The organism is Actinomadura sp. NPDC023710, from assembly GCF_040639875.1.
Classification (GTDB): Bacteria; Actinomycetota; Actinomycetes; order Streptosporangiales; family Streptosporangiaceae; genus Spirillospora; species Spirillospora citrea.
Genome location: NZ_JBFAGB010000005.1, coordinates 134,110 through 155,493 on the forward strand (window position 1 = coordinate 134,110; position 21,384 = coordinate 155,493).

The following is a 21,384-nucleotide window of genomic DNA, read 5'->3' on the forward strand; positions in this document are numbered from 1 at the left end:
TCAGCCCTCGCCCCTCCTGGTGGTCACCGTCTCGTCCTTGCGGGTCCGGACCGTCTTGCTGGAGCGCGTGTCGAGCTCCATCTCGTCGGCCTTGGCGATGTCGCGCTTCAACCGGACGGTACCGGTCGCCTCGTCCACGACGTCCACCACCTTGCGGAGCATCGCGGTGATCTCGTCGTTGCCCGCCTCGCCCGCGAGCACCACAGCCCGGCCGAGCCGCGCCGTCGCGGTGTCGAGGTCGCCGTCCTTGCGGGCCTGCAGGCCCTCCTGGATCGCCGCGGCCAGCTCCGCCTGCCCGGTGTAGCCCGCCACCCGCGGGTTGATCCGGGTGGACTCCGCCTCGTCGTCGGTCCACTGGGCGAGGACGTTCGCGGTCGCGACGACCCGCGCCTCCTCGCCCGGCGGGCCGGGCACGACGAGCTTCACCCACGCGGCGCGCAGCTCCTTGCCGATCTCGCCCGGCGGCACCTCCACGCAGATGTGGTAGTCGCGGCTCTCGGCGCCCCACGCCCCGAGCGGGTAGTCGCCCGCCTGCGGCGCCGACTCCGCGCGCTTGCCGGTGAGGTCCTCCACCGACGGGGAGACCTGCTTGACGAACCGCAGCCGCGCCGTCTGCGGCGTCCACACGCGCAGGGCGACGTCGGCGACGGACTTGCCCATCGCCGCCTCCGTCATGGCGCGGAAGTCCTCGACCAGCCCGGCGGGGTCGGCCACCATGCCGACGCTGCCGAGCAGCGCGGACGCCACCTTGCGCAGCTCGGCGACCTCCCAGTCGGTGCCGACGCCGCGGCAGTCGCAGACGAACCGCCCGCCGCAGCGGGCCAGGGCCGCGTCGAGCTCCTCCGCCGTCTCGTGCTGGTTCTTGCCGTCGGTCAGCAGGATCGCGTGCCGGATGCCGTCGCGGCCGCCGAAGAGGTCGTCGGCCAGCCGCAGCCAGGATCCGATCGCGGTGCCGCCGGCGGCCGTCAGCCGGCTCAGCGCGTGCTTGGCCTCCGCGCGGGTGTCCGGCGTCGCCGGGACCGTCCCCTGGTGCCGGGGGAAGACCATCTTGGCCGCGTTGGAGCCGGAGACGACCGCGAACTCCACGCCGTCGCGCAGCGTGTCGACCGCGACCTGCGCGGCCGCGATCGCCGCGCGCAGCTTGGTCCCGGGGTAGGACATCGAGCCGGAGGTGTCGATGATGACGACCTCGGACGCCCGGGTCGAGGACGGGACGGGGGCGCCCTCGGCCGCGCCCTCGGCGGCGCTCGCCTCGACCGACACGATGGCGTGCACCTCGCGGCCGCCCTCGGGCAGGTACTTGTTCTGGTCGATGGAGATGGTGAACTGCGGCTCACTCATCGGGGCTCCTCCGTGCTCTGGGGGATGCTCTCGTGGACGCGGCCGCCGGAGCCGCCGGGGGAGGGGACCGGGATCACGGCGACCGTGATGTTGTCGCGGCCGCCGGCGTCCAGCGCGCGGCTCACCAGCGTCCGCGCGGTGCCGAGCGGGTCGGCCGCCGGGCCGGGGGACTCCCCGCCCCCGGGACCGGCCAGCAGCGCCGCCAGGTCGGCGGCGGCCGGGAAGTAGTTCCACAGGCCGTCGCTGCACACCAGCAGCGTGCCGGGGCCGCCGGGCCGGAACGTCGCCACGTGCGGGCTGACCTGCCCGGCGTCGGCGCCCAGCCACCCGGTGATGACGTGCGCGTTCGGGTGGGCCTCCGCCTCCGCCTCGGTCAGCGACCCCTCGGCGACCATGAACGCGGCCCACGAGTCGTCCTCGGTGAGCCGGCGGGACGCGCTGAGCTCGGCCATGTCGCCGGTGCTGACCTCGGCCGCGTCCATCTCGTCGGGCGCGGGCCCCGGCGCGGCGTCCTCGCCCGGCCCGGCGGGGCCGTCCGCGGCCAGCCAGTAGGCGCGGCTGTCCCCGATCCAGCCGACCGTGACCGCCGGGCCGCGCGTCACGGCGGACACGTAGGTGCACGACGGTGCGTCGGACGGCGAGGTGGCGAGCGCGGCGACGGCGGCGGCCGCGCGGAGCGCCGCGTGCCGGGTGGCGTCCTCGGCGTCCTCGCCGGCGTCGAGCCGCGCCACCAGCTCGGCGAGGCCGGTGTCGGCCGCGGCGCGGGACGCCTCGTCGGGACGCTGCGAGGATCCGACGCCGTCGGACACGACGGCGGCGATCCCGGACAGGTGCGCGGCGAGGGCCAGCGCGTCCTCGTTGCGGCTGTAGCGGCGGCCGCGGTCGCTCGCGCCCGCGGCGACGACCGGGCGGGTGCCGTTGCCGCCGGATCCGCCCGGCAGTTCGATCTCGACGTGGTCGCGCTCGGCGGGCTGGCGCAGGCCGCACGTCTCGCAGTAGCCGTCGGCGTCGATCGCCGTCCCGTCGCATCCGGGGCACGGGCCCGCTCCGTCAGCCCGCCGGGGCCGGCCGGCGGACGGCGCGGACTCCTGCCTGATCGTGGCGCCGTCACGCCCGGTGGACTCGGCGGGCGGGCCGTCGGCGAGCCGGTGCCCGCACTCCTCGCAGAAGATCTCTTCGGCGAACACCACGGCGCCGCAGGAGGGGCAGGCGAGCTCGGCCGCCTTTCCCTGGTCGGTTCCGGCCGTGCCGGTTCCGGTCGCGTCGGTTCGGGGGGCGTCGGTTCCGGTGATGTCGTCGGCTCCGGTGTGGTCGTCGGTCACAGCAGCGTCCTCGGGCGTACGGCGTTGGCGGAGTCGACGAGCCGGCGGCACTCGTCCCTGTCACGGGTGCGGCGTGCCAGCTCCCGGTATGTCCCTTCCAGGAGGCGGCGCAGCGGGGCCTCGGCGAGCGCGGCGCCGAACAGGGAGCCGCCCTGCGTCCCGGGCGCCGTGCCGGGACCCGCCAGGATCCAGCCGAGCGCGGCCTCCAGCACCTCGGCGGCGAGCCTGTCGCGCCGCTCGGCGTCCAGGTCGAGGGCGGCGAGCCGGTGGCCTGCGGCGACCAGCTCGCCCGCCGTCAGCTCGGCGGGGGGACGGCCGCGCACGGCCGTCACGACGGCCGCGACCTGCGCGGGCACGTACCGGATGGAGATCTTCGGTACCGAGTCGAGCGCGGCGACGGCGGCGCGGCGGTCGCCCGCCGCCAGGTGCACGCGGGCGAGGCCGAAGGCGGCGTTGATGTAGCTCTGGTCGGTGCGCCACACCGTCTCGTACAGGCGGACGGCGTCGTGCGGCGCCGAAGGCTCACGGCAGCAGGCGAGGGCCAGCTTGGGGGCCGCCTCGCCGGGCAGCAGCCCGTACAGCCGGTCGAACAGCGGCGCGGCCGCGTCCACCCGGCCCTGTGCGAGCAGCCCGACCGCGCGGTACCAGCCGACCCGCCAGTCGGAGGGACGGTCGGTGGCCAGCGCGTCGAGCAGTTCGTCGGCCTCCTCCGCCGCGCCCAGTTCGATCTTGGCGCGGGCGAGCGCCAGCCTGACCTCGGGCGTGCGCTCGGGCGCGTTCGCCGCCGCCTCGGCGGCCTGCGCCGGCTCCAGCGCGCCGAGCCCGGACACGAACGCCGCCGCGGGGTCGGCGCCGTCCACCAGCGGAACCGGCAGCGCCGCCGCGGCGACCGGCGGCGGGACGGGCGGCAGCGCCGCCTCCTCCCGCGCCTCGCCCGCCATCCGCGTCGTGAACCGCTCCGGTCCGAACAGCCCCGACGGCGCCGGACGCGGGGCGCCGTCCTCGGCCGCCAGCACCTCGCGCAGCACGCCGGTGAGCTGCTCGGCCATCTCCGCCGCGTCCTGGAAGCGCGCGGTCGGCTCCTTGTGCGTCGCGCGGCGCAGCAGCCGGTCGTAGGACTCGTACCGCTGGAGGACGGGGATCTCCTCGCGCGGCGGCAGCGAGTCGGCGAACCCGCGGGTGTAGCCCTTGAAGGGGAAGCTCAGCACGGCGAGCGCCCGTCCGACCGTGTAGAGGTCCGAGGTCACCGAGGGACCGGCGTCGGCGATCTCGGGGGCCTGGTAGCCGACCGTGCCGTAGATCGCGCCGTCCGGGTCGTCCAGCCGCCGCACCCCGCCGAGGTCGATCAGCCTGAGCTGCTCCTCGGACTGGATCACGTTGTCCGGTTTGAAGTCGCAGTAGACGAGGCCCTGCGCGTGCAGGTACTCGAACGCCCGCAGCACCTCCAGCCCGTAGGCGATGGCCTGCGCGAGCGGCAGGTGCTTCTGGCCGGCCGGCAGCGGCTGCCGGAGCAGGATGTCCTTGAGGGACTCCCCGCCCACGTACTCCATGACGATGTAGCCGTCGCCGCCGTGCTGGACGAAGTTGTAGATCTTGACGATGTTGGGGTGCTCGACCTCCGCGAGGAACGCGCGCTCGGCCGCCGCCGCGGCCATCGCGTCGGCGTCGCCGCTGTCGAGCAGGCCCTTCAGGACCACCCAGCGGTCGCTGACGTTCTTGTCCTTGGCCAGGTAGATCCAGCCGAGCCCGCCGTGGGCGAGGCAGCCCAGAACGCTGTACTGGCCGCCGACGAGGTCGCCCGGGCCGAGCTTCGGGGTGAAGGAGAACCGGGCGCCGCACTTGGGGCAGAAGCCCTCCGTGCGTCCCGGGCGGTCGCCGCGCCCCCGGCCGACGGGCTCGCCGCAGCCGCTGCAGTACCGCTTGGCCTCCGCGACCTCCGGGTCGCTCATGACCGCGCTGGACGGGTCCCGGTAGGGGACCCGCGGCACCTCGACGAGCCCGGCGCCGAGCATGCCGCGGCGGCCGGAGGAGCGGGCCGACCCGGTGCGGGTGCTGCCCGTCCGGGTGCTGCCGGTCGCCGTGCTTCCCGACGTCGCCGTGCTTCCCGCCGTGCCCGTGCCCCCGGTCGTGCCCGCGCCGCCGGCGCCCGCGGCCGCCTGGACGCGGGCGGTGTAGGCGGGCGGCGAGCCGCACACGTCGCAGTAGCCGTCCGTGATCGTGCCGGTGCATCCGGCCTGGTGGCATCGGTCGGGCTGCTCGGCGGGCGGCCGCGGGGCGGGGACGCTCGGCGCCGCGGTCGCCGCGGGGGCGACGGCCGCGGGGGGATTGCCGCAGACGTCGCAGTAGCCGTCCGCGATCGTTCCTCCGCATCCCGGCTGCGCGCACTGGCTCATCGATCCGCTCCCTTCGACCGCGAGGTGACGGCCCGCTGGTACGCGGTCAGGGCCACGGTGGCCTTCCGCAGATCGCAGGGGGAGGTCCACAGCAGCTCGCGTGCCTGCTCGTAGGACCGGGCCAGTTCGGCGTCCTCGGCGTGGCCGAGCCGCGAGGCCTTGACCCGGTAGGCCTGCAGGCGGCCGCGCAGTTCCTCGCGCCGGTCCAGCAGGCCCCGGATCAGGCCGGTGGTCTCACGTGCCCGCTCCAGCGCCGCGTCGGCGGCGTGCTCCAGGTCGGCGACCCGCTTCGCGGTCTCGCGCCAGCCGCCGTCCCGCGCGGCCGCGCCGGGCCGGGGCCGGGTGACGGCGGCGAGCCGGTCGGCGAGGGCTGCGGAGGAGTCGGGAAGGTCCGGCAGCGCGGGCGCGGTGATCTTGACGAGGACCTCGTCCCGGGCGGCGCGCGCCTCCGCCTCGGCCTCGCGCAGCAGGTCCAGGACGGCGGAGACGCCGCGGATGCGGGCGGCGAACCCCTCGCGCAGCCGCTCCGCCTCCTCCAGGCCGCGGCGCACCTCGGCGAGGCCGGAGCGGATCGCGTCCAGCCGCGCGGTGTCGGCGCTGCCGTCCCGCGCCAGCGCGAGCGGGTCGGCGCGCACGGTCGCGGCGACGGTCTCCAGTTCGTCGCGGAGCCGTTCGAGGGCGGGGTCCGCGCCGCCGGCGGACTCCAGCAGCTCCTCGGCCGCCCGCCGCTCGGCCTCGACCTCGGCCAGCCGCGACAGCAGCGTCGACCAGACGGCGTCGAGCGCGGCGACCGCCCGCGCGACCTCCTCGTAGAGCGGCGTCATCCGGTCGACCGCCGCCCGCAGCGTCAGCCTCTCGCCGGACGGGGCGGCCAGCAGCGTCCGCCGCTCCAGCGGCACCTCCCCGGCGGGCAGCTCCACCGACGGTCCGTCCAGGAGGCGGGTGAGCTCGGCGAGCTGCGCCTGGCCGGGCCTGGCGTGGCGGGCCCGCAGCTCCTCGGCGGCGGACAGGACGCGCCCGTGCAGGTCGAACAGCAGCCAGAGGGACGCCGTCGACGACCGCACGTCGGACTGCACGCGCAGGGTCGCGCCGCGCAGCGCCGCGCCCTCCAGCAGCTGGTAGCCCTGGTGGGCCTCCAGCTCCAGCAGGGCCGCGCCGATGCGCTCCCTCTCGTCCTGGAGGCGCGCGAGCATTCTGTCCGCCTCGTCTCGGCTCATCGGAGGCCGGTCCAGGCGTGGCTCACTCAACGCCGGTCCACGACTTGACCCATGTTCGCCCCTGATTCCCCCGAATAGAGCATGTTTTCCGGGGCCAGTTTTCACCATGCGAGGCCGCCTTCTCAAGCGCGGGGCCGATCGCCGCCTCCGACGGGCCCCGGCTGCGCCGCGACGCCCGTCCGCCCCCGCGCGGACCTCCAAAATGTCAGTGTTCGAACGTATGATCGAACCATGGCGAACGTTGCGACGCACCCCCAGACCGCGCACACCGCGCCGGCCGCGCTCACGGCGGCGGAGATCGCCGCCCTCGCGCTCTCGCTCGCGCACCTCGGCACCGGCCCGCAGGCCACCACCGCGCGCCGCGCCCTGCACACCCTCCTCGACGCCACCCCGCACGACGACGTGGTCACCACCACGCTCGCCACCCTCACCACGCCCCTGGACGTCTCCACCTCCGACCGCGCCCGCGTGGTCGCCGCCGCCATCACCGAGCACCGCGTCGTCCGGCTCTGCTACGGCGACGCCGGCGCCAACGTCACGATCCGCGAGGTCGAGCCGGTCACCTGCCTCGTGCACCGCGACCACTGGTACCTCGTCGGCTGGTGCCGCATGCGCCGCGGCGTGCGCGCCTTCCGCTTCGACCGCATCCTCGCGGTCGAGTCCACCGGCCTGCTCGCCCGGCACCGGCGCGCCGACCGCTACCTCCCCTTCCAGAGGCGCCGCACGGACTGACCGCCCGCCACCGGGACCGCGCCGCCGTGGTCCCGGTGGCGGCCCGGGGCGAATCGGCGGGTCAGACCGCCATCGTCCGCTGGACGGCGGCGGTGACCACGCTCCTGATGTCGCCGTTGCGGGCGTAGGCGGCGCGCTGGAAGCGGGCTCCGTTCCCGCGTTCCAGCACGCCGCCCAGAAGCTTGGTGACGATGTCGAGGTCGCCGGCGCGATCGAGCGCGGGGGACAGGTGCTCGACGAACGCGGTGAGGACCTCGCGGGCGGGGGCGGCGGTGTGGGTGCGCGGGTGCACGAGTTCTCCGCGCAGGCCCGAGCGCCCGGCGCGCCACATGGCCAGGCGCATCAGGTCCGTGCGCACCGGGTCGGGCGGCTCGCTCCGCCGCCACGCGTCGGCGGCGGTGTCGACCAGCGCCCGCACGAGCGCGCCCATCAGCACGGCGTCGTCGGCGTCCAGGCACACGTCCGGGACGCGGATCTCGACGGTCGGGTAGTGCCGTGACAGCCGGGCGTCGAAGTAGATCATGCCCTCGTCCACCAGGACGCCGGTCGCCAGCAGCGCCTCCACCGCCGTCCGGTAGGCGCTCTCCGAGCCGAACAGCTCGGTCGGGCCGCTGGAGGGCCAGCGGCCCCAGACCTGGTGGCGCCAGCTGTCGGAGCCCGTGTCGGTGGCCTGCCAGAACGGGGAGTTCCCGCTGAGCGCGAGCAGCGGGGGCAGCCACGGCCGGATCCGGTCGAGGACGGCGACTCCCTCCTGCGGGGAGTCGATGCCGACGTGCACGTGGCAGCCGCAGGTGAGCTGCTCGTCGGCGGTGGGCCCGAAGGCGTCGGACATCCGCATGTAGCGGTGCGACGGGGTCAGCGACGGGCGGACGCTGACCGGCGACGTCGCCAGGGCGGCGACGGCGGCGCCCACCCCGGCCGCCGACTTGCCCGCCGCCACCCGCGCCGACCGGACGTGGTCGGACAGCTGGTTAAGCGAGCCGCAGACCGGGGTGGCCGTCTCCAGCTGCTCGCGCTGGAGCTCGGTCTCCAGCGCCTTGGAGCGCCGTCCGCCGGTCAGGAACAGCTCGTCGTGGCGCCGGGCGTGACGGATCACGGAGCCGGACAGGGCCTGGGGCACGCCCGTCTCCGGGTCGACCAGGAGCAGCTCCTCCTCCACGCCGAACGTGCGCGCACCCGCGCGAAGTGTCACCAGACCATCCTTCCCGGCCAGCACGGATGTACGTCCCGCGAGGGGCTCGTTCTGGTCGCACGGGCATGCCAGAATGCGCCCGCGTTGACCGAGCGCTTGGTCAAAAGGAGGTGGTATGTCCTATCTCGTCGGCCAGTGGGGCACCGGACCCGTCGGCAGGTCGTCGCTCGGAGCCCTGCTCGGGCACCCGGACCTCGAACTCGCCGGGGTCGTCACCGTCGATCCCCGGCACGCCGGCGTCGACGCCGCCGAACTGGCCGGAGGCGGCCGCCCGGCCAGGATCCATGCCACCGAGGACCCGGCGCCGCTCCTGGCCCGGCGGCCCCATGTCGTCTGCCACACGGCCTCCCGCTCCCGGGACGTCGCGGGCGAGCTGTGCCGCATCCTGGAGTCGGGCACGGGCGTGGTGTCGGACGTCCTGCCCTCGCTGGTGCACCCGCCCTCCGCCGACCGCGCCCTCGTCCGCCGGCTCCGGTCCGCCTGCGCGACCGGCGGCGCCGCCTGCCTCACCCTCGGGCCCGGCCTGGTGAACGACGTGCTCCCGCTCCTGCTGAGCGGCGGCTGCCGGCGCGTGCACGGCGTCAAGGTCACCCGGTTCACCTGCCTGGACGACCCCGAGGCCGGCGCCAGGCTCGGCTTCGGCGGCCCTCTCGGGCACCGTCCGCAGATCGTGCGGCCGGGCGCGCCGAGGCGTGCGTGGGGCCCGGTCGTGCGTCTCCTCGCCGAGCACCTGGCCGTGCCGCTGGACGAGGTGTCCGAGACCTACGAACTGTGCCCGGCGCCCGAGGACATCGGCCGCGTCGCCCAGGGGGCCCTGGCCGGCCTGCGGTTCCAGGTGTCGGGACTGCTGCGCGGCCGTCCCGTGATCACCGTCGAGCACGTCGCCCGGCTGCGCGCCGACATCGCGCCCCACTGGCCCGCGCCGCCGCCCGGGGAGACCGGCGGCCACCGCGTCGAGATCGACGGCGAGCCGCCCTGGCGGATGGACCTCGCGGGGCCCGCCGCCGCCGACCCGGCCACGTCGACCGCGCTGCGCATGGTCAGCGCCGTCGCCGCCGTGGCCGAGGCGCCGCCGGGCCTGCACACCCCGCTGACCCTGCCGCCGTTCACCGGCCGGCGCCGCCTCCGTTGAGCCACGCGGCGAGCATCGTCCCGGTCTCCTCGAACCGGTCGACGTAGAGCATGTGCCCGGCGTCGATCTCGCTGATCACGAGGCTGGGGCCGAGCGCGGCGCGCAGGTCGACCACGAACTCGGGGCGGACGAAGTCGGCCTCCGTCGCGATGACCAGGTGGGTGGGCAGGTCCGCCGGCGGCGCCAGGTGCGGGCGGGCCATCTCCGAGAACGCGGTCACCACGGCCGCAGGCTCGAACCGCCACCGCAGCCGCCCGTCCGGGCCGTGCTCCAGGTGCTCGGCGACCTCCTCGTCCACGGCGTCCCGCGGAGACGCCGGCCAGTGCGCCGCCCGGTCCGCCCGCGCCTCGGCGACGTCGCCGAACGACGCGGGCGCCAGGTGGCCGCGCGCCTCCCGGGCCGCCGTCGCCGGGTCGAGCCCGATGGCCGGGTCCAGCAGGAGGAGCCGCCGCACCCGCCTCGGCGCGGTCCGCGCCAGATGCAGCGCGATCATCCCGCCGTAGGAGTGCCCGACGAGGTCGGCCCGCTCGACGCCCTCGGCGTCCATCATCGCCAGGATGTCGCCCACATGCCGTTCGACGGTCCACGGCGGCTCGTGCGTCGACCGCCCGTGCCCGCGCAGGTCGGGCGCGAGGACGGAGTGGTCCAGCAGGTACCGCTCGGCGGTCCGGCGCCAGCGCGCCCCGTGCCCGGTGACCCCGTGGAGCATGACCACCGGAGCTCCGGCCGGGTCCCCGTACCGATGAACATGCAGTACCGCGTCCGCCATGGGGTCAAGCGTATGCGCGCAGGGCCCGCCGCGAACGGCCTTCACCGGTCACCGGACCGGTCAGGAACGTTCCCAGCGGACGGACGACAGAGCCAGCAGCGCCACGTGGAAGGACACGCACGACTCCACGTCGTCGAGGTCGGCGTCCAGGACCCGTTCGATGCGGCGAAGCCGCTCGTAGAAGGCGGGCCGGGACAGGTGCGCCCGCTGGGCGGCGACCGCCTTGTTCCGCCCGGATTCGAGATACAGCTCCAGGATGCGGGTGAGGTCGCTGCCGCGCTGGGCGTCGTACTCCAGGAGCGGGCCGAGTTCGCGTTCGACGAAGGTCTGCACGCGGGCGTCGTCGCGGAGGAGGTGCAGCAGCCCGCGCAGGCGCAGGTCGGGCAGGCGGTAGTAGAGGCGGGCCCCGGAGCCGCGCGCGGCGACGTCGGCGACCTGCTCGGCCTCCAGGAAGGAGCGGCGGACGTCGCGGATCGTCTCCACCACCGAGCCGGCCGCCATCACGGTGTCGCCGGACTGCTTGCGGATGCGGGTGGCGACCTCGGTGAGCGCGGTCTCCACGTCGGCGCGGGCGGGCAGGGAGGCCAGGACGCCGACGCGGGCGTGCGGGCCGCCCTCGTCCAGGACGCCGACGAGCGCGGCGAGGCGCGCGTCCTTGCAGGCGGCCGCGGCCGTCTCGGCGAGCTGCGACAGCTCCCCGACGGGCGGGGCGGACCGGGACAGGGCGGGACCGCGGTGCCGGAGCACGGCGCCGAGCAGCCGGCGGCCGGACAGCGGGACACCGAGGGCGCGGGCGCGGGCCGCCGCCTCCTGCGGGTCGGAGTAGGCGTGCGCGAGGATGCGCGCGATGATCGTCCCGTGCGCCTGCCGCTCGACGCTCTCGGCGTGCCGGTCGAGGAGCCGGCCGAGGGCGAGGGTGGTGGCGGCCCGCTCGATCAGCACGGTCTCACGCGGGGACGGCGGCGAGCCGAGGTCGACGATCAGCCGGCCCCAGTCCTCGCCCCGCGCGCCGACCATCGTGACCAGCCAGCCGGACGCCTCGTCGTAGCCTGTGCGGCGGCCGGGACGGACGGCCCGCGAGCGGGTCTCCCAGGCCGACAGCAGCTCGGCCGGGTCGGCGCCGCCGGCGTCCGCGGCGAGGACCTGGTGGGCGAGGTTCTCCAGCACCACCGGATGCCCGCCGAGCGCCGCCACCTGCCGGACGACCTCGTCGGTGGAGGCGCCCTCGACCGACAGCTGGGTGAAGATCTCGTGCAGCTGCTCGGAGGCGCGCAGCTCGGCGAACTGCTCCTGGACGATCCGGGCGTGGACCGACTCGGTGATGTCGACGAACGCGGGCTCGTGCGCCAGCACGATCACCGGCAGGCCGAACTCCTCGGCCGCGGCGATCAGCGCGGGCGGCAGCACGCTGGCGTAGCGGCGGCCGAGTTCGATCATCAGGCCGCTGACGCCGACCTCGGCGAGGTCGGCGATGTAGGCGCGCAGCCGCTCCGGCTCGTCGGGCAGCGCGATGCCGGTGGTGAGGACGAGCTCGCCGCCGTGCAGCAGGTGCGCGATGTCGGTGACCTCGGCGACGTGCACCCAGCGGACCCGGTTGGCGGTGCGGTCCGCGCCCGCGACGACGTGCGGCTGGCCGCGGCGTACCGCGTCGAGCTGGAGGACGTCGTCGACAGTGGGCAGCATCACCGGCGATGGTATCCATACAGGGTGTCAGCGGCACTGATCAGGTCGTTACAGGCTGTCAGCCCGCCAGCAATCCGTTAAGCGGAGGTGCCCTGTCCTGACACTCTGCGGGTGGTCGCGGCCGCCCGCGGAAACGAGACTTGTGGCATGTCGGAACACGCGAACCTGCTCCGGCGCCACCGGGCGGTCATGCCGTCCTGGATGGCGCTCAACTACCGGGACCCCATCGAGATCGTCGGCGGCAAGGGCAACCGCGTGACCGACGCGGAGGGCAACTCCTACCTCGACTTCTTCATCGGCATCCTGACGAACATGCTCGGGTACGACGTGCCCGAGGTCCGGGACGCGGTGGAGCGGCAGCTCGCCACCGGCGTCGTGCACACCTCCACCGCGTATCTGCTGCGCGGGCAGGTGGAGCTGGCCGAGAAGATCGCCCAGCTGTCGGGCATCCCGGACGCGAAGGTGTTCTTCACCAACTCCGGGACGGAGGCCAACGAGACGGCGCTGCTGCTGGCCGCGTACGCGCGGCGCAGCGACCAGGTCCTCGCGATGCGGCAGAGCTACCACGGCCGGTCGTTCGCCACCACGGGCGTCACCGGGAACCGCGGCTGGACGAACCTGTCGTACTCCCCGCTGGACGTCCACTTCCTGCACGGCGCCGACCGGCGGCTCCCGCAGTTCGCCGGGATGTCGGACGAGCAGTACATCGACGCGTGCACGCAGGACCTGCGGCACGTGCTCGCCACCGCGACCGGCGGCGACGTCGCCGCGCTCATCGCCGAGCCGATCCAGGGCGTCGGCGGTTTCACGATGCCGCCCGACGGCCTGTTCGCCGCCTACAAGCGCGTCCTCGACGAGTTCGGGATCCTGTTCATCTCCGACGAGGTGCAGACCGGGTGGGGACGGACGGGCCAGGGCTTCTGGGGGATCGACGATCACGGTGTGACCCCGGACGTGATCACCTTCGCCAAGGGCCTCGGGAACGGCTTCGCGGTCGGCGGCGTCGTCGCGCGCGGCGACCTCATGGACGGCCTCCACGCGGTCGGCATCTCCACGTTCGGCGGCAACCCGGTGGCGATGGCCGCCGCCAACGCCACGCTCGACCACCTCCTCGCCCACGACCTGCGGTCCAACGCGGCGCGCCAGGGCGCGACGATCATCGGGGGACTGTCGGCGGCGGCCGGCCGGTTCCCGATCGTCGCGGACGTGCGGGGCAAGGGGCTGATGTTCGCGGTCGAGCTGGCCGACCCGGAGACCGGCGAGCCGAGCCCGCCGCTCGCCGCCGCGCTGATGGAGGCGGCCCGCGAGCGGGGGCTGCTGGTCGGCAAGGGCGGCCTGTACGGCAACGTGGTGCGCATGGCGCCGCCGCTGACCCTGACCGACGACGAGGCCGAGGAGGGCCTCGGCATCCTGATCGCATCACTGGAGGCCGTGAACGAGGCCGCCGTCGCCGGAGGGCGCGGGCCGTCCGCCCGCCGGGAGGACGCATGACCAAGCATGTGACGCACTGGATCGGCGGAAAGCCGTTCGGCGGGGAGAGCGACCGGCGGGGCGACATCTTCGAGCCCGCGTCCGGTCGCGTGGCCGGGACCGTCGACTTCGCCGGGCCGCGTGAGGTCGACGCCGCCGTGGCCGCCGCGAAGGCCGCCTTCCCCGGCTGGCGGGACGCCTCGCTCTCGCAGCGCGCGAAGGTGCTGTTCCGCTTCCGCGAGCTGGTGGACGCGCACCGCGGGGAGCTGGCCCGGCTGATCTCCTCCGAGCACGGCAAGGTGGTCTCCGACGCCGCGGGCGAGGTCGCCCGCGGACTGGAGGTCGCCGAGTTCGCCTGCGGCATCCCGCACCTGCTCAAGGGCGGGTTCTCCGAGAACGTCTCCTCGCGGGTGGACGCGTACTCGATCCTCCAGCCGGTCGGCGTGGCCGCCGGGATCACCCCGTTCAACTTCCCGGCGATGGTGCCGATGTGGATGTTCCCGGTCGCGATCGCGTGCGGGAACTCGTTCGTGCTCAAGCCGTCCGAGAAGGACCCCTCGGCGTCGGTCCGGCTGGCCGAGCTGTGGGCCGAGGCGGGGCTGCCGGACGGCGTCTTCAACGTCGTCCACGGTGACAAGGCGGCGGTGGACGGCCTGCTGCGCCATCCGGACGTCAAGGCGGTCAGCTTCGTCGGCTCCACCCCGATCGCGCGGTACATCTACGCGACGGCGGCGGCGAACGGCAAGCGGGTGCAGGCGCTCGGCGGGGCCAAGAACCACATGCTCGTGCTGCCGGACGCCGACCTCGACCTCGCGGCGGACGCCGCGGTGTCCGCCGGCTTCGGGTCGGCGGGGGAGCGGTGCATGGCGATCTCCGTCGTCGTCGCCGTGGACCCCGTCGGGGACGAGCTGACGGCCAAGATCGAGGAGCGCGTCGCCGGGCTGAGGGTGGGGCCGGGCGACCACCCCGAGTCGCAGATGGGGCCGCTCGTCACGCGGGCGCACCGGGACAAGGTGGCCTCCTACCTGGACGGCGCCGTCGCGCAGGGCGCCACGCTCGCCGTCGACGGGCGCGACCCGGACGTGCTGGGCGGCGCCGGCGACGGGTTCTGGCTCGGCCCGGCCGTCCTGGACCACGTCATCCCGGACATGGACGCCTACCGGGACGAGATCTTCGGCCCGGTGCTGTCGGTCGTGCGGGCCGGGTCCTACGACGCGGCCATGGAGCTGATCTCCGCCAACCCGTACGGCAACGGGACCGCGATCTTCACCAACGACGGCGGGGCGGCGCGCCGCTTCCAGAACGAGGTGGAGGTCGGCATGGTGGGCGTGAACGTGCCGATCCCGGTGCCGATGGCCTACTACTCGTTCGGCGGCTGGAAGGACTCGCTGTTCGGCGACAGCCACGCGCACGGCATGGAGGGCGTCCACTTCTACACCCGGACGAAGGCCGTCACGGCGCGCTGGCTCGACCCGTCCCACGGCGGGGTGAACCTCGGCTTCCCCACCAGCGGCTGAGGACCCGCGATAAATTACCTACCGAGTGCGTTTTTCCGTTGTCAATTTTCGTCCGGCGCGGCCGGGTGAATAATGGCACCACCCCATTGACTGGGTCTGTGTCCGGCGACACAATCTGACTGTCTCCCTTAATTGAGGCGAATTCAAAAGTCAGGGTCGGCAGTCAGAAGCCCGTGGTCATCGGACCGCGGGCCGGTGAAGCCGGATGTGCAGGAGAGCCGCGCTATGACCGCAGGCGACCACGCCGCCGAAGTGGACGCGCTCGGAAGGCGATTCCCGGGCTGGACCATTTGGTTCGGCCTGTTCACCGGCCATTGGTGGGCGCTGCCGCCCAAGGACCGCGACGTCGGGGACTTCCTCGAGGCCGACACTCCGCAGCGGCTCATCGCGCGGATCGAGGTGGTCTCGGGTGCCGCGCCGGCGCGGCGCCCGGCCGGCGGGCCGGCGCCTCCGGGCGTCCGCTCCCGGCCGTCCCGCGACACCCGGCAGGACGTGCGGCGTCCCTCGAACCTCCTCCGTCTCGAGGGCGTCACACCGCCGCCGTCAGGCCGGGTACCGGTGATCGCGTGGCCGGGCGGCACCGCACGGTGATCCGCTGTTCCCCACCCCCGCCACGCTCACCGGTGCCGCCGCGGCCCCGGGCAGGACGCGAGCCCGCGCCATATCCTCTCCAGCAACCTCCGTGTATGGCGCGGACGCCAGCACCCACCGTCCTTCCGGGGCCCCGGCGGCCTCCCTTCCAGCGGCTCGGCCAAAATCCGCATCAAAGGGCGCGGTAATGGTCATGCTCCCGTCACCTTTGGGATAGTCCGCAAGGAAACAGACGAGTCGCGATCATTGGTAATTCGGGCTGGGCGACCCCAGGACGGCGGGAAAGTTCCGTGAAACCTGCGATCACATCGTCCGCGCCCGCCGCGAACCGCGCAATGGCGGCCGGAGGTGCCCGGCACCCGCCGACCGCGTCCGGGGCCGGTGCGTCCGGCCGGCGCGGAGACGCTACGCTGCGCCGACGGGCCGTTCGCGAGGGGGAGGGCCCTGGCACGGATCGGGAGCGACATGCGGCGCAGGGCCACGGCACGGGTCAAGGCGGCGACGGCCCTGGCGGCGGCAGCCGCACTCGGCGCCGCGGCGCTCGGCGCGTGCAGCGGCGGGGACGACAAGCCCGTGGGCGTCGCCAAGGTGATGAGCACCCTCGGCCCCGGCGAGGGGACGCTGAACCTCCTCACGCTGCCCGGTTCGGTGGAGAGCGGCGGCACCGACCCGCGCGTGGACTGGGTCACGCCCTTCCAGGAGCGCACCGGCTGCAAGATCGGTATGAAGGTCGTCAAGACGCCCGAGGAGATGGCCGACCTCATGCGCGACAAGGACCGCCGCTACGACGGAGTCGCCGCGCCGCCGGAGGTCGCCGGGAGGCTGGTGGAGGAGAACCAGGTCGTCCCGATCAACCCCGACCTCGTGGACGGCTACAAGAAGCTCGAACCGAAGCTGCGCAAGCTCCTGGAACGCGACGGCAAGCACTACGGCCTGCCGTACGTCTGGGGTTCCAACCTGCTGATGTACGACACCCGGGCCGTCCCGCCGCCGGCGGGCTGGGCCGCGCTGTTCGATCCCGGCCAGGCCCGCCGCTACGCCGGAAAGATCGTCATGCGGGACAGCCCGCTCGCGATCGCCGAGGCCGCGCTCTACCTCAAGGGCCGTCAGCGCAAGCTGAAGATCCGCGACCCCTACTCGCTGACGCCGGCGCAGCTCGCCGCCGCCGGGCGGGTCCTGGCCCGGCAGCGCCCGTACGTGGGGGAGTACTGGGACCTTCCGGCCGACGCCGTCAGCGCGTTCGCCGGGGGCCGGGCCGTGCTCGGCCAGGCGTGGCCCTACCACGCGGACGTGCTGAACCGCGCGTCGCGGCCCGTCCAGGGCGTCATCCCGTCCGAGGGCGCGACCGGATGGATGGACGCGTGGATGATCGGCGCCCGCGTCCAGCACCCCAACTGCATGTACCAGTGGCTCCAGTGGACGGCCTCGCCGGACGTCCAGCAGCAGGTCGCCGAGTGGACGGGGGTCGCGCCCGCCAACCCGCAGGCGTGCTCGGGCGACCGCCTCAAGACCGGCTTCTGCGCCGCCTACCACGTCGGTGACCGCGGCTACCTCAACAAGATCGTCTTCGCGCACGAGCCGTCGAAGGCGTGCGGCGGCGATTCGGGCGAGAAGGACTGCACCGACTACGCCGAGTGGACGCGGACCTGGATCCAGGCCACCAAGGCCTGAGGCACCGCGCGAGAGTCTCTCCGGCGCGCCCGACCGCCCCCAGCCGGGCGCGCCTGACGGGTGGTCCCGGGCTTCCCCCCGAAACGCCCGGGTCACCCTCTCCCTGGAGAGACCTCCATGACGGCGGCGCCCGCCGCCGTCCGCGCCGGTGGCGGCTTTCCCGCCGCCGATCCGGCGCCCGTGAACGGCTCCCGGGGGCCCCGCCGTGCGCGGGGTACCGGCGGGGCGGGTGCGCAGTCGTCGCACGCGAACACCCCGGACGAGTCCGGCAGGCGGCCGACGCGGACGCGCGGCCGGGGCCATCTCTTGCGGCAGACGACGCACGCGTCGCCCAGACGCTGGGCCGTGCTCAACCCTCGCGGATCGACGACCGGCTCGCCCGTCTGGCCCATGTCTCCATCCCCCCGGTGGGAGTCGCCTTCACGTCCTCCTTTATAAGCGGGGAAGCGTGTTGTTGCCGCTACGGAAGGTGAAAAGGGCGGCAAAGCCTCCCGTGTCGCCCCGCGGTTCAGGGACCGTCGCGCTAGGCGCGGCGGGATGTGCACGGCGGTCCGCGGCGCCGCGGACCAGGCTATGCGGTCACAGGCTGGGCGCTTTGCCCTCCTTTGGGGGGTGCTTACGTACAAAGGAAGCATGTCGGCCAGGAACGTCGAAGATCGGCGAGTCCGGCCGCACAGGCCCCGCCGTCTGCGGGCGCGTGTGACGTCGGCGACGGCCACCGCCCTCGGCTCCCTGATGGTGGCCGCGGTGGCCGTGGCGGCCGCGGTCCTCTACATGCTCGCCGATGTGGGGCGTCCCTGGGCGCTCGCGGCCGTCATGGCCGCGCTCGCGGCGGTGGCCGTGGCGTCGGCCCGGTGGGGGGTGGCGCGCTCCGCGCGCGGGTCGCTCCGACCGGTGGAACGGCTCAGGCGGGAACTGGAGGGGCTCGCCGATGACGACGGGGCCGGCCGCGTCGCCGTCCCGCCCACGGGCGACGAGGCGGAGCGGCTGGCCGAGCGCGTCAACGAGCTGCTCGCCCGGCTGGAGCGCGCGATCCTGCAGCGGCGCGCGTTCGTCTCCGACGCCTCGCACGAGCTGCGCACGCCGATCGCCGGGCTGCGCGCCCGCATCGAGCTGGCCCTCGCCGCCCCCGACGACGGCGACGCCGTGGAGCCCCTGCGCCACTCGCTGGTCGACATCGACCGGCTGCACCGGATCGTCGAGGACCTCCTCGTCCTCGCCCGCATCGACTCCGGCGACATCCCCGCCCGCGAGCCCATCGACCTCGGGGCGCTGGTGGAGGCGGAGGCCGCGCTGCGCACCTCGCCGGTCCCGACGGCGGTGAAGGTCGAGCCGGGCCTCATCGTCGGCGGCGACCGGCAGCAGCTCGGCCGCGCCGTGCGCAACCTGCTCGCCAACGCCGAGCGCTACGGCGCCGCGCAGATCGAGATCGAGGCGCGCGCGGACGGAGACAAGGCCGTCGTCGAGGTGCACGACGACGGCCCCGGCATCCCGTTCGCCGACCGGGACCGCGTCTTCGAGCGCTTCACCCGCCTGGACCCGGCCCGCAGCCGCGAGAAGGGCGGCAGCGGTCTCGGCCTTCCGATCGCGCGGGAGATCGCCCTCGCCCACGGCGGGACCGTGCAGGTCGCCGACGGCACCCGCGGCGCCCGCCTCGTGCTCCGGCTCCCGCTCTCCCGCTGACTCAGCGGAACGCCCCGAGATTCTCCTCGGTCCACTGCGCGAAGGACCGGGCCGGGCGTCCGAGCACCTTCTCCACGTCGGGCCTGACGCGGCGTTCGTCCTCGGTCGGCCGGCCGAGGATGTCGAGGGTGCCGTCGACCACCGGCGCGGGCATGAACGCCGTCATCTGCGCCCGGGCCTCCTCCCGGGTCTGCTCGGCGAACGCCACCGGCACGCCCAGCGCGTCGCCGATCGTCCGCGCCCGTTCCCGCGGCGACACCGGGGCGGGCCCGGTGAGTTCGTAGACGCGGTCCTCGTGCCCGCTGTCCCGCAGGACCGCGGCCGCGACCTCGGCGATGTCGGACGGATGGACGAACGGCAGCGCGACGTCGGCGAACGGCGCGGCGGCCGCGCGGTGGGCGCGGATCGGCTCCGCCCACGCGAACGCGTTGCTGTCGAAGCCGCCCGGACGCAGGATCGTCCAGCCGACCCCCGACTCCCGGACGGCGTCCTCGAACGCCCTGAGGTGGCTGTGGCCGTGCGCCGCCGGGCGCGTGCCGGCGCCCTGCGAGGACATCAGCACGACCCGCTCCACGCCGGCGGACTTCACCACGTCCAGGACGGCGCGCGGGTCCAGGTCCTCGGGCGAGCCGAGCAGGTGCCCGGCGACGAGCAGGAAGAGCGCGTCCGCCCCGTCCAGGACGGGCCGGAGGGTCTCCGGCTCGGCGAGGTCGGCCGCACGGTGGGCGACGCCTGCGGGCAGGTCGCCGGGGTCGGTGCGCGACACCGCCGTCACCTGCTCGCCCGCCTCGGCCAGTGTCCGCACGAGCGGCCGCCCGACGTTCCCCGTGGCGCCCATGACAACGATCATTGCTTTCTCCTTCTGAGCTGCACTGACATCGCCCGAGGGCGGTGCCGTCGCGGTGCGACTCGGTGAAGCTAGCATCCTCGGTATAGTAGGTACCTAGAAGAAAGTGACTACCCGGGAGGCCGCAATGATGGACGCCACGACCGAGGAGGCGCTCGACGCCGAGCTGGCCTGCCCGATCGCCCCGGTGGTCGACATCGTGTTCAGCCGCTGGACGACCCCGATCCTCTGGACGCTGCACGAGTACGGGCGGCAGCGGTTCGTGGAGCTGCAGCGCCGCATCGCCACGATCACGCCGAAGGTGCTGACCCAGCGCCTGCGCCAGATGGAGCGCGACGGGCTCGTGATCCGCACGTACCATCCGGAGGTGCCGCCGCGCGTCGAGTACGAGATCAGCGAGCTGGGCCGCAGCCTCGCGCCGCTGTTCGCGGCGCTCGCGGAGTGGTCCGCCGAGAACCTGGAGAAGGTCGGGCGGGCGCGGAGCGCCTACGACGAGGGCCAGGGCTGACACGCGGGGCGGGGCCGGCACGGCGGCGGGGCGAGCGGCGTCCGCGCGATCCCGGGGCGGCCGATGCCCGACAATGGACGCGTGATGTCTCCTTCGAGCCCCGACGGGGCCGCCCGCGAGCTGGTCGTCCTCGGCTCCACCGGTTCCATCGGCACCCAGGCCCTGGACGTGATCCGCCGCAACCCCGGCCGGTTCCGGGTGACCGGGCTGGCGGCCGGCGGCGGGCGGGTCGACCTGCTGGCCGAGCAGGCGCTGGAGTTCCGTCCCGAGGTCGTCGCGGTGGCCAGGGCGTCCGCCGCGCAGGAGCTCCAGCTCGCCTTCTACGCCGAGGCCAAGCGGCGCGGCTACGCCACCGGGGACTACTCCATCCCCAAGATCGTGGCAGGTCCGGACGCGGTCGCCGAGGTCGCCGCCTGGCCGTGCGAGGTGGTGCTGAACGGGGTGACCGGCGCCCTCGGCCTCGCCTCGACGCTGGCCGCACTGGACGCGGGGCGCACCCTCGCCCTCGCCAACAAGGAGTCGCTCATCGTCGGCGGCCCCCTCGTCAAGGAGCGGGCGCGCCCAGGGCAGATCGTCCCCGTCGACTCCGAGCACTCCGCGCTCGCCCAGTGCCTGCGCGGCGGGCGGGCCGAGGAGGTGCGGCGGCTCGTGCTCACGGCGAGCGGCGGGCCCTTCCGGGGGCGCGGCCGCGACGAACTGGCGGACGTCACCCCCGAGCAGGCGCTGAACCACCCGACCTGGGACATGGGCCCGGTCATCACGATCAACTCCGCGACCCTGGTCAACAAGGGCCTGGAGGTCATCGAGGCGCACCTGCTCTTCGACGTCCCGATGGACCGCATCGAGGTCATGGTGCATCCGCAGTCGGTCATCCACTCGATGGTCGAGTTCACCGACGGCTCCACGCTGGCGCAGGCGAGCCCGCCCGACATGCGGCTGCCGATCGCGCTCGGCATCGACTGGCCCGACCGGGTGCCGGACGCCGCGCCCGGCGTCGACTGGACCAGGGCGCACACCTGGGAGCTGTTCCCCCTGGACGACGAGGCGTTCCCCGCCGTCGCGCTGGCGCGCCGCGCCGGCGAGCTGGGCGGGACGGTCCCCGCCGTCTACAACGCCGCCAACGAGGAGTGCGTGGACGCCTTCCGCGCGGAACGCCTCCCGTTCCTCGGGATAGTCGACACTGTCGCGCGGGTAATGGAGGAGCACGGTTCGGGCACCACCGGAGGCCTGACGCTCGACGACGTCCTCGCGGCGGACACCTGGGCGCGGACCCGGGCCAGGGAACTGACCGCAACCGCCTGACCCGGGGACCCGCC

General features: G+C 74.6%; 18 protein-coding genes. 9 read left to right on the forward strand and 9 right to left on the reverse strand.

Translation table 11 applies throughout. The features are described from left to right. Genes AB0H37_RS07930 through AB0H37_RS07945 form a run of 4 tightly spaced genes read right to left on the reverse strand, consistent with a single transcriptional unit; the run spans window position 1 to window position 6,273 of the window. Window positions 1-1,341 (reverse strand): VWA domain-containing protein, encoded by a 1,341-nt coding sequence (locus AB0H37_RS07930; protein WP_360611907.1) that lies wholly within the window; start codon window positions 1,339-1,341, stop codon window positions 1-3. Then, window positions 1,338-2,663: a protein phosphatase 2C domain-containing protein gene (locus AB0H37_RS07935; protein WP_360611908.1), complete on the reverse strand. Its 1,326-nt coding sequence runs from the start codon at window positions 2,661-2,663 to the stop codon at window positions 1,338-1,340. The genes AB0H37_RS07930 and AB0H37_RS07935 overlap by 4 nt, the downstream gene beginning before the upstream one ends. Beyond that, complete coding sequence (locus tag AB0H37_RS07940; protein WP_360611909.1) at window positions 2,660-5,056, reverse strand: tetratricopeptide repeat protein; 2,397 nt, start codon at window positions 5,054-5,056, stop codon at window positions 2,660-2,662. The genes AB0H37_RS07935 and AB0H37_RS07940 overlap by 4 nt, the downstream gene beginning before the upstream one ends. Next, on the reverse strand, window positions 5,053-6,273 hold the full coding sequence (locus AB0H37_RS07945; RefSeq protein WP_360611910.1) for a hypothetical protein: 1,221 nt from the start codon (window positions 6,271-6,273) through the stop codon (window positions 5,053-5,055). Before AB0H37_RS07945 ends, AB0H37_RS07940 begins: the two co-directional genes overlap by 4 nt. Before the next feature lie 231 nt (window positions 6,274-6,504). On the opposite strand from AB0H37_RS07945, the gene AB0H37_RS07950 reads away from it, so the two are divergent. Continuing rightward, entirely contained in the window at window positions 6,505-7,005 is a 501-nt protein-coding gene (locus tag AB0H37_RS07950) for a WYL domain-containing protein (protein WP_179833401.1), read from the forward strand. A 61-nt stretch (window positions 7,006-7,066) separates the two neighbouring features. Here the strand turns inward: AB0H37_RS07950 and AB0H37_RS07955 are convergent, their stop codons facing one another. Continuing rightward, the gene (locus AB0H37_RS07955; RefSeq protein ID WP_360611911.1) at window positions 7,067-8,197 is read right to left on the reverse strand and encodes a glutamate--cysteine ligase; all 1,131 of its coding nucleotides are present in this window, start codon (window positions 8,195-8,197) and stop codon (window positions 7,067-7,069) included. A 115-nt stretch (window positions 8,198-8,312) separates the two neighbouring features. Here AB0H37_RS07955 and AB0H37_RS07960 point away from each other — a divergent pair, with 115 nt between their 5' ends. After that, window positions 8,313-9,329, forward strand: a complete 1,017-nt coding sequence (locus AB0H37_RS07960; RefSeq protein ID WP_360611912.1) for a hypothetical protein — start codon at window positions 8,313-8,315, stop codon at window positions 9,327-9,329. Here AB0H37_RS07960 and AB0H37_RS07965 read toward each other — a convergent pair. After that, complete coding sequence (locus AB0H37_RS07965; protein WP_360611913.1) at window positions 9,304-10,098, reverse strand: alpha/beta hydrolase; 795 nt, start codon at window positions 10,096-10,098, stop codon at window positions 9,304-9,306. The two genes, AB0H37_RS07960 and AB0H37_RS07965, sit on opposite strands and share 26 nt — an antisense overlap. A 60-nt stretch (window positions 10,099-10,158) precedes the next feature. Continuing rightward, the gene (locus tag AB0H37_RS07970; protein WP_329093913.1) at window positions 10,159-11,781 is read right to left on the reverse strand and encodes a PucR family transcriptional regulator ligand-binding domain-containing protein; all 1,623 of its coding nucleotides are present in this window, start codon (window positions 11,779-11,781) and stop codon (window positions 10,159-10,161) included. A 147-nt stretch (window positions 11,782-11,928) separates the two neighbouring features. On the opposite strand from AB0H37_RS07970, the gene AB0H37_RS07975 reads away from it, so the two are divergent. The 4 genes from AB0H37_RS07975 to AB0H37_RS07990 all read left to right on the forward strand — a co-directional run bounded on the left by AB0H37_RS07975 (window position 11,929) and on the right by AB0H37_RS07990 (window position 17,030). Beyond that, window positions 11,929-13,272: an aspartate aminotransferase family protein gene (locus tag AB0H37_RS07975; protein WP_360611914.1), complete on the forward strand. Its 1,344-nt coding sequence runs from the start codon at window positions 11,929-11,931 to the stop codon at window positions 13,270-13,272. Next, on the forward strand, window positions 13,269-14,768 hold the full coding sequence (locus tag AB0H37_RS07980; protein ID WP_360611915.1) for a CoA-acylating methylmalonate-semialdehyde dehydrogenase: 1,500 nt from the start codon (window positions 13,269-13,271) through the stop codon (window positions 14,766-14,768). The genes AB0H37_RS07975 and AB0H37_RS07980 overlap by 4 nt, the downstream gene beginning before the upstream one ends. Window positions 14,769-14,993: 225 nt before the next feature. Further along, window positions 14,994-15,359: a hypothetical protein gene (locus tag AB0H37_RS07985; protein WP_179833407.1), complete on the forward strand. Its 366-nt coding sequence runs from the start codon at window positions 14,994-14,996 to the stop codon at window positions 15,357-15,359. Between the two features lie 465 nt (window positions 15,360-15,824). Beyond that, the gene (locus AB0H37_RS07990; RefSeq protein ID WP_329093905.1) at window positions 15,825-17,030 is read left to right on the forward strand and encodes an ABC transporter substrate-binding protein; all 1,206 of its coding nucleotides are present in this window, start codon (window positions 15,825-15,827) and stop codon (window positions 17,028-17,030) included. A gap of 92 nt (window positions 17,031-17,122) precedes the next feature. On the opposite strand, the gene AB0H37_RS07995 is transcribed toward AB0H37_RS07990, so the two are convergent. Further along, complete coding sequence (locus tag AB0H37_RS07995; RefSeq protein WP_229809858.1) at window positions 17,123-17,422, reverse strand: hypothetical protein; 300 nt, start codon at window positions 17,420-17,422, stop codon at window positions 17,123-17,125. A 307-nt stretch (window positions 17,423-17,729) separates the two neighbouring features. Here AB0H37_RS07995 and AB0H37_RS08000 point away from each other — a divergent pair, with 307 nt between their 5' ends. Then, complete coding sequence (locus AB0H37_RS08000; protein ID WP_360611916.1) at window positions 17,730-18,713, forward strand: HAMP domain-containing sensor histidine kinase; 984 nt, start codon at window positions 17,730-17,732, stop codon at window positions 18,711-18,713. Between the two features lies 1 nt (window position 18,714). On the opposite strand, the gene AB0H37_RS08005 is transcribed toward AB0H37_RS08000, so the two are convergent. After that, the gene (locus tag AB0H37_RS08005; RefSeq protein WP_360611917.1) at window positions 18,715-19,563 is read right to left on the reverse strand and encodes an NAD(P)H-binding protein; all 849 of its coding nucleotides are present in this window, start codon (window positions 19,561-19,563) and stop codon (window positions 18,715-18,717) included. A 124-nt stretch (window positions 19,564-19,687) separates the two neighbouring features. Here AB0H37_RS08005 and AB0H37_RS08010 point away from each other — a divergent pair, with 124 nt between their 5' ends. Further along, window positions 19,688-20,068, forward strand: a complete 381-nt coding sequence (locus AB0H37_RS08010; protein ID WP_218935040.1) for a helix-turn-helix domain-containing protein — start codon at window positions 19,688-19,690, stop codon at window positions 20,066-20,068. Window positions 20,069-20,152: 84 nt separating this feature from the next. After that, window positions 20,153-21,370: a 1-deoxy-D-xylulose-5-phosphate reductoisomerase gene (gene dxr / locus AB0H37_RS08015; protein WP_360611985.1), complete on the forward strand. Its 1,218-nt coding sequence runs from the start codon at window positions 20,153-20,155 to the stop codon at window positions 21,368-21,370. Window positions 21,371-21,384 lie beyond the last annotated feature (14 nt).